The organism is Streptomyces sp. UNOC14_S4, assembly GCF_020740835.1.
Taxonomy (GTDB): Bacteria; Actinomycetota; Actinomycetes; order Streptomycetales; family Streptomycetaceae; genus Streptomyces.
The window spans coordinates 1-6,243 of the sequence record NZ_JAINFC010000449.1 but is presented as its reverse complement, the minus strand read 5'-3'; the positions used below and the strand labels follow the sequence as shown (position 1 = coordinate 6,243).

The 6,243-nt window shown below is 71.5% G+C and carries 8 protein-coding genes; 3 read left to right on the top strand and 5 right to left on the bottom strand.

The features are described 5' to 3' along the window. Nucleotides 1-13: 13 nt before the first annotated feature. The gene (locus tag K6I34_RS29215; RefSeq protein ID WP_229330430.1) at nt 14-1,231 is read left to right on the top strand and encodes an MFS transporter; all 1,218 of its coding nucleotides are present in this window, start codon (nt 14-16) and stop codon (nt 1,229-1,231) included. 114 nt (nt 1,232-1,345) lie between these two features. Beyond that, nucleotides 1,346-1,672, top strand: a complete 327-nt coding sequence (locus K6I34_RS29210) for an antibiotic biosynthesis monooxygenase (RefSeq protein ID WP_229330428.1) — start codon at nt 1,346-1,348, stop codon at nt 1,670-1,672. A gap of 28 nt (nt 1,673-1,700) precedes the next feature. On the opposite strand, the gene K6I34_RS29205 is transcribed toward K6I34_RS29210, so the two are convergent. The 4 genes from K6I34_RS29205 to K6I34_RS29190 all read right to left on the bottom strand — a co-directional run bounded on the left by K6I34_RS29205 (nt 1,701) and on the right by K6I34_RS29190 (nt 4,701). After that, nucleotides 1,701-3,248 (bottom strand): M1 family metallopeptidase, encoded by a 1,548-nt coding sequence (locus K6I34_RS29205; RefSeq protein ID WP_229330427.1) that lies wholly within the window; start codon nt 3,246-3,248, stop codon nt 1,701-1,703. Between the two features lie 124 nt (nt 3,249-3,372). Continuing rightward, nucleotides 3,373-3,747 (bottom strand): peptidase inhibitor family I36 protein, encoded by a 375-nt coding sequence (locus K6I34_RS29200; protein ID WP_229330425.1) that lies wholly within the window; start codon nt 3,745-3,747, stop codon nt 3,373-3,375. Then, nucleotides 3,744-4,301, bottom strand: a complete 558-nt coding sequence (locus K6I34_RS29195; RefSeq protein ID WP_229330423.1) for a hypothetical protein — start codon at nt 4,299-4,301, stop codon at nt 3,744-3,746. The genes K6I34_RS29200 and K6I34_RS29195 overlap by 4 nt, the downstream gene beginning before the upstream one ends. Nucleotides 4,302-4,320: 19 nt before the next feature. Further along, complete coding sequence (locus K6I34_RS29190; RefSeq protein WP_229330421.1) at nt 4,321-4,701, bottom strand: hypothetical protein; 381 nt, start codon at nt 4,699-4,701, stop codon at nt 4,321-4,323. Nucleotides 4,702-4,966: 265 nt separating this feature from the next. On the opposite strand from K6I34_RS29190, the gene K6I34_RS29185 reads away from it, so the two are divergent. Beyond that, the gene (locus K6I34_RS29185; protein ID WP_229330419.1) at nt 4,967-5,515 is read left to right on the top strand and encodes a GNAT family N-acetyltransferase; all 549 of its coding nucleotides are present in this window, start codon (nt 4,967-4,969) and stop codon (nt 5,513-5,515) included. Here K6I34_RS29185 and K6I34_RS29180 read toward each other — a convergent pair. Beyond that, complete coding sequence (locus K6I34_RS29180) at nt 5,501-6,109, bottom strand: hypothetical protein (protein WP_229330417.1); 609 nt, start codon at nt 6,107-6,109, stop codon at nt 5,501-5,503. The two genes, K6I34_RS29185 and K6I34_RS29180, sit on opposite strands and share 15 nt — an antisense overlap. Nucleotides 6,110-6,243: the final 134 nt, after the last annotated feature.

Below are 6,243 nucleotides of genomic sequence, written 5' to 3'. Positions count from 1 at the left end.
CGCCCGTTCCGTCCTGCTCGACACCGCGTTCCTGCGCCTGTGGTCGGGGACCACCGCCTCCGGACTCGCGACCTGGGCCCTGCCCTTCGTCCTCGGACTGGCGGTCCTGTCCCGGGAGATCGGCCCCGCGGGCCTCGGCCTGCTCCTGGCCGCCCGCACGGCCGGTTTCCTCGCGGCCGTCGCCGTGGGCGGCGTCCTCGCCGACAGGCACGCACGCCGGGCCGTCGTCCTGTGGTCCGGGCTGGCCGCCGCGGCCGCCGCCCCGCTGCTCGCCGTCGGGCTGGACCGCTCGCTCCCTCTGATGGCGGCCGCCGCCGCCCTCGCCGGCGCGGGGCAGGGCGCGTGCCGCCCCGCGTTCCAGGCGCTCACCGCCGAGGTCGTCGCCCCCGCGCGCCGACAGCAGGCCAACGCCGCCATCACCCTGGCGGTCCGCGTCTCCGCCCTCTCCGGCCCCGCGTTGACCGCGCTGCTCGCCACCGTCCTCGGCACCCGTGCGCTGCTGCTCGGCATCGGCCTGCTCTGGCTGGCCGCCGCCCTCGTGCCCGGCCGGGGGAGGGAGAAGGCCCCGGCGGCGGAACCGGACGCGGCGGACGGCGGAGCCCCGGAGGGGGAGCCGACCCGACGCCCCTCGTTCCGCGCGGAGTTCCTCGAAGGGATACGCGAAGCACGCAGGCACCCCTGGTTCCTCGCCGGTCTCACCGCGCTGACGGCCGTCATCGCCACGGGATACTCCGCCACGGGAGTCGCCCTGCCCATGATCAGCCGGGACCGCTACGGCACGGAGTGGGTGCTCGCCGCGGCCACCACCGCCTACACCGTGGGCGCGCTCGGCGGTGCCCTGGCGGTCGCCCGCCTGCGGCCCCACAACGCGGGCTGGGCGGCCCTCGCCGGGCTGGCCGTGTACGGCTTCGCCCCCGTCAGCCTCATGCTGCCGGTGCACCCCGCCGTGGTGGTGGCCGCCTACGCCGTCGCCGGGGCCGGCATCGAACTCTTCAACGTCCCGTGGTTCACGGCCACCCAGCGCGAGGTCGCCCCGGACAAGCTCGCCCGCGTCTCCTCGCTGGACTTCCTGCTCTCCTACGGGCTGGCCCCCGCGGGCCTCGCCCTCATCGCCCCGGCGATCGACGCCTTCGGCACGGCGCCCGTCCTCGCCTTCTGCGCCCTGGTCTGCTTCGCCGTCCCCGCGGCGGCGGCCCTGGTGCCGAGCGCCCGTCACTTCGCGTCCAGGTAAGGACCGTGTCCGGGCAGGGGCCGTATCCGGGCAGGGGGGGCGCGTCCGGGCAGGGACCGGCGACGCGCCGGGGGCGCCCGGCCGATGCCGAGGCACGTGCGGCAGGATGGGCCCATGAGCATTGTGAAGATCAACGCCCTGACCGTCCCGGCCGAGCAGCGCGAGACGCTGGAGCAGCGGTTCTCCTCGCGCGCGGGCATGGTGGAGAACTCGGACGGTTTCGAATGGTTCGAGCTGCTGCGCCCGCTGGAGGGCACCGACCAGTACCTCGTCTACACGCGCTGGCGCAGCGAGGAGGACTTCCAGGCCTGGATGTCCGGCACGATGCGCGCCGCCCACCAGGGCGGTGGCGAGGGTGCCCCCCAGCAGAAGCCCGCAGCCACCGGCTCCACCCTGTGGTCCTTCGAGGTCGTCCAGCAGGCGGCTCCGAAGGACCGGTGAGACGGGGCGCGCCCGGCCGGGAGCGGGCTCAGTTCCGGTGGGCCCGCTCCACCGCCTCGATCCTCTTCCAGGACTTCGGCTCGGCAGGCTTCGAGGCCAGGCCGCTGCCCGCCTTCGGGGCCGGCACCGGCACGGGCCCCGTCGCGGGCTTCGCGGGGGTGAACAGCCAGGTGTCGAAGAGCGTCTTCAGCGACGTGCCGGACACCTTCTCCGAGAGCCGGACGAAGTCCTCGACCGAGGCGTTGCCGTAGCGCAGCTGCTGCTGCCACTGCTTGAGGATGGAGAAGAACGCCTTGTCGCCGACCCGCTCGCGCAGGGCCTGGAGGGCCATGGCGCCGCGCCGGTAGACGGCGTTGTGGAACAGATTCTCCTTGCCCGGGTTCGCGGGGCTCACCTTCCAGAACGGGTCGTCGGCCGGCTTGGCGGCGTACGCGTAGGCGGCGAGCTCCCGGGTGGTGCCCTCGCCCTCCTTCTCCGACCAGAGCCACTGCGCGTACGTCGCGAAGCCCTCGCTGAGCCAGATGTCACGCCAGTTCTTCACCGAGACGCTGTCACCGAACCACTGGTGCGCCAGCTCGTGCACGACCACGTCCATGTTCGCGCCGTCCTCGAACAGGCCGGGCAGGTAGAACGCCCGGGTCTGGGTCTCCAGGGCGGCGAAACCAGGTGTGTTCGGGATGTATCCGCCCGCCGCCTCGAAGGGGTACGGGCCGAAGAGGGAGCTCTCCCAGTCGACGACCTCGCCCGTGCGCTCGAGGCTGGCCTTGGCCGGGGCGAGGGTGTCGCCCAGGTCCTTGCCGTAGGCGTTGACGACGGGCAGGCCGTTCGCGGTCGTCCCCTGGGTGATCTCGAACTTGCCGACGGCCAGCGTGGTCAGATAACTGGCCATGGGTTTCGTGGTGCGCCAGGTGTAGCGCGTCCAGCCCAGTTTCGAGGTCTGCGAGGTGAGGACGCCGTTGCTGATCGCCTGGAGGCCGTCCGGCACCGCGACGGATATGTCGTACGTGGCCTTGTCGCGCGGGTGGTCGTTGCTCGGGTACCACCAGGGCGCCGACGTCGGCTCGTTGGCGACCACGGCCCCGTCCGCGGTGCGGTGCCAGGAGGAGAAGCCTTCGGGTTTCTTGTCCGAGGGCGTGCCGCTGTAGCGGACCACCACGGTCAGCGGGCGGCCCTTCTCCACCGCCGAGGACGGCGTCACCACCAGCTCATGGGCCCCGGACCGGGTGAAGGCCGCCTTCTTCCCGTTCACCAGGACCTCGTGGACGTCGAGGAGGAAGTCGAGATCGAACCGGCTCAGGCGCTGCGTGGTGGTGGCGAGGATGGTGGCCGTGCCGTCCAGCCGGTCGGTCTTCGGCTGGTATTTCAGCCGCAGGTCGTAATGCGAGACGTCGTAACCGCCGTTGCCCGACTCGGGGTAGTAGGTGTCCCCGAGGCCCGCGGCCCCCGGCGTGGGGGCCGCGGCCGAAGCCGGGACGGCGAACAGCAGACAGGCGGCAACCGCACTCGGAACAGCCGGACTTCGGCGCACAAAGATCACTTCCGCTCGCTCGTAGGCAAGATCAGTTCTGTGGAGCATACGAACGGATGTAGTGCGTCGGAAGAGGAATTGATCATTTCGGGATGTTGCCGGTGTATCGGTCCGGTGTACCGGCCGACAACGCCCGGGATACGGGTCCCGTATCCCGGGCTTCGAGGGTGCGTCAGCAGCCCATGGTCCAGGTGTGGGAGCCGCCCTGGTCGTTGGCGGCAGCGTTGTAGCCGACCTCCTGGCCGGGGGCCAGACAGATGGTGACATGGCCGAGCAGCTTGCGGCCCGAGTACACCTTCACATGGTCCTTGACACCCGGTCCCGAGACGCCGTGGTTCGCCCACGAGGAGTCGTGTCCGAACATGTCGCCCTCCCACCAGTGGTCGTCGCCGGAGTGCTCGATCTTCAGGCCCGTGAAGTTGGCGTCCGTCCAGACGCAGAAATTGCCGCTGCCGCAGGGCACCGCGTCGGCGGCGGAGGACGTGGCCAGGACGGCACCGGCGGAGATCAGGGCGGCCGAGAGGAGGGCGGCGAGACGTCGCTTCATGGTCGTGATGCTCCCTTGGATGGTGGGTTGTCGAGCACGGTCGTGGCTTCGGCGAGGGCGTGGGCGCGCAGCCGCTCCCAGTCGTCGATCTCGGCCCGGTGCCGGGCGCGGACCTCGGAAAGGCTGCTGTGGACGTGGTCGGCCTCGGGCCCGAGGTTGTTGACGACCACCGAGGCGCGGAACCAGCGCCGCTGGTCGCCGTAGAGCCGCTGCTGGGCCTCGGCCAGGCAGCCGGTGGTGTGGGCACGGACGACATAGCCGGTCGGCAGGGTGGCGGACAGCTCCGCCGGGCCGGTGCCGAACAGCGCGTCGGTGACCCGCTGCTGCCGGTCGGCGGGCTGCGGGCTCTGCCCCGGGCGGGGCGGTACGAGGCCCTGACGGGCCAGGCAGGCATCGGTGAGCAGATGGGTGGCCGCCTTGATGATTTCGTCCGGGTCGGGCCGGGGTGACGAGGGCGCGCAGCCGGTCAGACCGGCCAGGAGGAGGCCGATCAGGGACAGGGCTGACAAGGCACCGGACAGCGCTCCGACAACGGCCCGTGCGCGAGGTCGCATGGAGGGACGCATGGAGGGATCAGCCCCGCTCGCACCCCATGGTGGTGTCGCTCACGCCGTCGAACTTCGTCGCCCAGGCGGTCCAGTTGTTGTCGTAGTCGTCCGGCCGGATCTCGCGGTAGAGGCAGCCGCCCGACCGGTGGCTGATCGAGTAGACGCTGACGCGGGCGTGCGAATCGAAGGAAAAAGCGTGCCGTTTCACCCGGGCATCGGCCTCACGGTAGCCCGGCGGGGTGTACGCCCAGGCGCCGCCCGGGCCCATCTGACCCTGCTCGGGCCAGAAGTACACCTGCCCCGGCGGCACGGCCCGGGCGGCGGGCGAGGCCTGGGCCACCGGCGGTGTCAGGGCGGCGGCGACGAAGGCCGCGAGCGCGGCGGGGACGATGAAGGCACGACGCATGTGGAGCTCCCCCGTGGTGAATCCGTGGTGAAGACGGTCGATCTCGCCGATCTCCCGGCACGCTCACCCTCCCCACCGGGCCCGCAGGCATGCGCCCTATCACCTGTAAAGGTGACCATGGCATCAGTCGGCCCGCCCTGTGCCCGGGCCCAGCCGTCAACACAGGTTCAGCCGACACGGGACACGGGACACGAGACACGAGACACGAGGCACGGGGCACGAAAAGGTGTTGCCCCGCCGCTCCCGTCTCGCGTTGTCTTGCCCCATGCCCGAACTGCGCACCGACCGCCTGCTGCTCCGCCGATGGCGCGAATCCGACCTCGAACCGTGGGCGGCCATGAACGCCGACCCCGCGGTCCGCGAACACCTGGGCGCGCCGCTCACGCGCGAGCAGAGCGACGCCTCGGTGGCACGCTTCCAGGATGACTTCGACGAGCGCGGCTACGGGTGGTGGGCCGTCGAGGTGCGGGCCACCGGCGAGTTCATCGGCTTCGCGGGCCTGGACGAGGTCGAGGACGACATGCCGTTCACCGGCGTGGAGGTCGGCTGGCGGCTCGCCCGCCCGTTCTGGGGCCACGGTTACGCCACCGAAGCGGGCCGGGCCGCCCTCGCCTTCGGCTTCGGCACCCTCGGACTCCCCGGGATCCTCGCCGTGACGACGGTCGGCAACCTCCGTTCCCAGGCGGTGATGCGGCGGCTCGGCATGACCCGCGACCCCGCCGAGGACTTCGACGACCCCACCGTTCCCGAGGGGCCGCTGCGCCGGAACGTGGTCTACCGGATCAGCCGCGGCGAGGAGTCACGAGAGTCCTGAGCAGGACGGTCCGGAGTCCGGGCGCCGTACCTCCAGGACGACCGCGGTGCCGCTCACGGGCATGCCCTCGTGCATGTCGATGCGCTGGCCGGGCACCACGTGCGTCCACTGCGCCGGATCGAGGGGATGGAGGCGCACCCGGGCGCGTCCGCCGGGTTCGAGGAACAGCCGTTCCTCGAACCACAGCGACGCGATATTGACCGCCATCCCGCCGGCCGGGGAGCGGTGTCCGATGTTCCACATCGGCCGGAACGCGTGAGTGCCGCTGAAAATCGGTGTCTTGCGCCGGGATTCCGCCGCCGACCGGAGGGTGAGGTCGGCTCGTATCACACCGTCGCGGAGCTCCAGCCGACGCCAGTGGCACCAGGCGGCACTGCGTGGCATCCGCAGCCGCTCGGCGGCGTCGGCGAGCGCCTCCCAGAACGTCGTCGGCGGCTCGGGGCGGCCCCGGAGCTCTTCCAGTACGTTGAGGGCGGTCTCCCACTCGTCCCGCACGAGGTGGTCCCAGACGTCGTGCACGGTGAGGTCGTCCTCGGTGGCGGTGGCCTCGGGCACCAGCAGGGAAGCGGCTTCGAGCAGTCGGGGAACGTCCATGGACTGATTGTCGGACACCGGGTGCGTCACGACCGTCCGTTCGGGTCGCAAGCTCGCCCACATACGGACGAATAGTGCAGTACGGGGTGATTTGATCGCTACTCCTAGGGACATGATCACTTCTCGTGCGTGGC

Excerpts from the sequence above, each read along its gene's own strand:
- K6I34_RS29190 (WP_229330421.1), bottom strand. The coding sequence starts at position 4,701 with ATGCGTCGTGCCTTCATCGTCCCCGCCGCGCTCGCGGCCTTCGTCGCC.
- K6I34_RS29200 (WP_229330425.1), bottom strand. The coding sequence starts at position 3,747 with ATGAAGCGACGTCTCGCCGCCCTCCTCTCGGCCGCCCTGATCTCCGCC.
- K6I34_RS29180 (WP_229330417.1), bottom strand. The coding sequence starts at position 6,109 with ATGGACGTTCCCCGACTGCTCGAAGCCGCTTCCCTGCTGGTGCCCGAG.
- K6I34_RS29210 (WP_229330428.1), top strand. The coding sequence starts at position 1,346 with ATGAGCATTGTGAAGATCAACGCCCTGACCGTCCCGGCCGAGCAGCGC.
- K6I34_RS29195 (WP_229330423.1), bottom strand. The coding sequence starts at position 4,301 with ATGCGACCTCGCGCACGGGCCGTTGTCGGAGCGCTGTCCGGTGCCTTG.
- K6I34_RS29185 (WP_229330419.1), top strand. The coding sequence starts at position 4,967 with ATGCCCGAACTGCGCACCGACCGCCTGCTGCTCCGCCGATGGCGCGAA.
- K6I34_RS29205 (WP_229330427.1), bottom strand. The coding sequence starts at position 3,248 with ATGCTCCACAGAACTGATCTTGCCTACGAGCGAGCGGAAGTGATCTTT.